This is a genomic window from Achromobacter sp. (assembly GCF_049647645.1).
GTDB lineage: Bacteria > Pseudomonadota > Gammaproteobacteria > Burkholderiales > Burkholderiaceae_B > Achromobacter.
In genome coordinates, this window is sequence record NZ_JBARYB010000255.1 from 1 (window position 1) to 2,728 (window position 2,728).

1 protein-coding gene and 1 pseudogene are annotated in these 2,728 nt (G+C 69.3%); both read right to left on the bottom strand.

Going from position 1 to position 2,728, the window contains the following annotated elements:
- A pseudogene (locus WBB14_RS29005) lies at positions 1-272 on the bottom strand (PepSY domain-containing protein); the annotation flags it as partial.
- Positions 273-295: 23 nt separating this feature from the next.
- The gene (locus tag WBB14_RS29010; protein WP_424242813.1) at positions 296-2,497 is read right to left on the bottom strand and encodes a TonB-dependent receptor; all 2,202 of its coding nucleotides are present in this window, start codon (positions 2,495-2,497) and stop codon (positions 296-298) included.
- Positions 2,498-2,728: the final 231 nt, after the last annotated feature.

Consider the following 2,728-nt stretch of genomic DNA (forward strand, 5'->3'; position numbering starts at 1 on the left):
GAGTCGCGGACGCCCGCCGCGGCCAGCGCCTGCGACGGGGCCACGGCGATGAGCGCCGGGTCCAGCGCGGGCAGGTGCGCCAGGCGTTCCTGCGGCGTGAGCTTGGGATAGCCCACGTACATCATCACCACGCCGGAGACGAACCACATGGCGAAGAACAGGCACAGCACGATGCCCGCCCAGCGATGGATCAGGTACAGCCAGCGCTTGGCGCGCGCCGACAGCGGCGGTCCGGCGCGATGCCGGGACGGGGAGGGAAGTGTCGTGTTCATGGCGGTCTGTCCCGGCGCGCCGCTCAGAAGCGGGCCTGCAAGGTGCGCTCGACCGAGCGCGGCGCGCCCAGGTAGTACATGGTCGGCGTTGCGTTCGCGGCATAGACCTTGTCGGTCAGGTTGCGCACGCGCGCCGTCACGCTGAGGTTGCGGTTGATCCGGTGCGACAGCGCCGCGTCGAACACGGTGTAGGACGGCGTCCAGACGGTGTTGGCGGCATCGGCATACATGCGGCCCACGTAGCGCGCAGCCATGCTGGCGGTCCAGTCGGGCAGGAAGGCGTAATCCAGCCAGACGTTGGCGACGCGGCGCGGGGTGTTGGTCGGCACGTTGCCGTTGCGCGAGACCGCCACGCCGCCCACGGATTGCGAGAAGTCGTCGTACTTGGGATCGACGAAGGCGACGTTGCCTTGCAAGGACAGCTGGGACGTCAGCTGCAGGCCGCCGGCCAATTCGATGCCGCGCGCCGATTGCGCGCCCACCGGCACGCTGACGCCGGGATTGTTCGGGTCCGAGGTGGCGATGTTCTTGCGCTTGATCTCATAGACCGCCACGGTGGCGGTGCCGCGGCCGTCCCAGAAGTTGAACTTGCCGCCCACTTCGGCCTGTCTGCCGGTGCTCAGCTTGTCATTGCTCAGCACGTCGGCGAACGAGGCCGTCGCCAAGATGCCCGAAGGGGGATCCGCCGCGGTCGCGTACTGCGCGTACAGCGAGGCCTCCGGGCTCAGTTCCCAGTTCACGCCCAGCCGTCCGGTCAGCGGCGAGTAGCTGCGCTGCGCGCTGGCGGGCGAGGCGGCCGTGATCGCGCGGCGGTTGGTCAGGTCCAGGTCGATGAAGTCCTTGCGCAGCGCCGACACGATGGCCACGCCCGGCAGCACCGTGGTGCGGTTCTCCATCGTCATTGCCAGCGTGCGGATGCGGTTGTCGCGATCGGCGACGTGGCCGCGCTTCATGCCGGGGATGTCGTAGAAGTCGCCGGGCGAGAAGTCGTAGGGATCGACTGCATCCACCTGGGCGGGCAGGCTGGTGGGGTAGCGCGTGATCTTGTTCTGGCTGATGTCGACGCCGAACGACCAGTCGCTGGGCAGGCCGGCCAGGGTCGAGCGGTACAGGCCTTCCACGCGGTTGCCGATCAGGCTTTGCTCGTGGCGCTGAAGCAGCGCGCCGGACCGCAGCACCAGGCTGTTGCCGGCGTTCAGGCGGTAGTTCTCCAGGTTGCGGTAATCGCGTTCGGCGCGATAGTAGTAGAGCGTGTTCTTGAAGGTCAGGTTGGAGCCGGCGCGCCATTCCGTCAGGGAGCGCGCCCACAGCACCGACTGCTCATACAGGCCGTCGTTGACGTTGTAGTTCTTGAAGCGCGTGCCATCCAGGATATGGCCCGCGCCCTGCACCACGCCGTTGGCGCCGGTTTTCAGCGGCGTGCCCCAATAGGGACGGTCGACTTGTTCGCGCTGGTATTCGAAGGCAAAGGTCTGGGTCACGTCCGCGCCCAGGTCCGACAGCAGCGAGGCGGCGACCTGGCTGGCGCGGGAATGGTTGCCGTCGACCCAGCCGTGGCTGGAATCGGTGTTGGCGTCGATGCGCAGATAGTGACCGCGGCCGCCGGGCTCGCCCGCCAGTTGCTGGTTCAGGCCGACCGACAGCTGGCGGCTGTCGAACGAGCCGAGCCGCAGTTGGCCATCGTAGAAAGTGTCGCGTTCGGGCAGCTTGGTGACGTAGTTGATGGCGCCGCCCACCGCGCCCGCGCCGAACAGGAAGGTGGAGGGGCCGCCTATCGCTTCGACCCGGTCGTAGATCCAGCTATCCACCGGCCGCGCGGCGATGGAGTCGTACTGCACGGAGATGCCGTTGAACAGCTGCGAGACCTGGCCGCCGGAGAAGCCGCGGTAGCTGACCGCGCCGGCGTTGCCAGGCGGTGAGGCATTGTCCACGCCGGGAATGCCGCGGGCGATCTCCTGCGTGTTCAGGGAGCCGCGCGCCTCGATCTGCTGGCGCGAGATCACGGTGACGCTGGCCGGCGTTTCGCGCAGGGTCAGGCCCAGGCGGCTGCCGGTGCTGTCGCGCGCGTTCAGGTTGATAGGGCCGTTGGGGGCGGGTTCTTCGGCGGCCGCGCCGTGCACGGTGGTGGGCGCCAGGGTTTGCACGGCGGGGTCCGTGGGCTGGGCATGGGCGGAGCCGCTGGCGAGCGCGCTCAGCAGCAGGGTGTATATCGTGGTTTTCTTCATGTCTGGAACCGGTGGTCCGGCCCGCGCGCCCCGCGGCCCGCCCAGGTACGGGCGGAGCTGGCTGGGGCGCATGAGCCTGAATGACGGCACGCCTCCGGACGCGCGGGCGGCGCGAACGGAACGTGGCGGCGAGATGACGGCGTGCGGACGCGGACCAGCCGCCATCAGGCGGCGGGCTGCGCAGGCTCAGGCGGCTGGCGGTGCGCGCGGCTGCGCCGCGCTCCAGGCGGG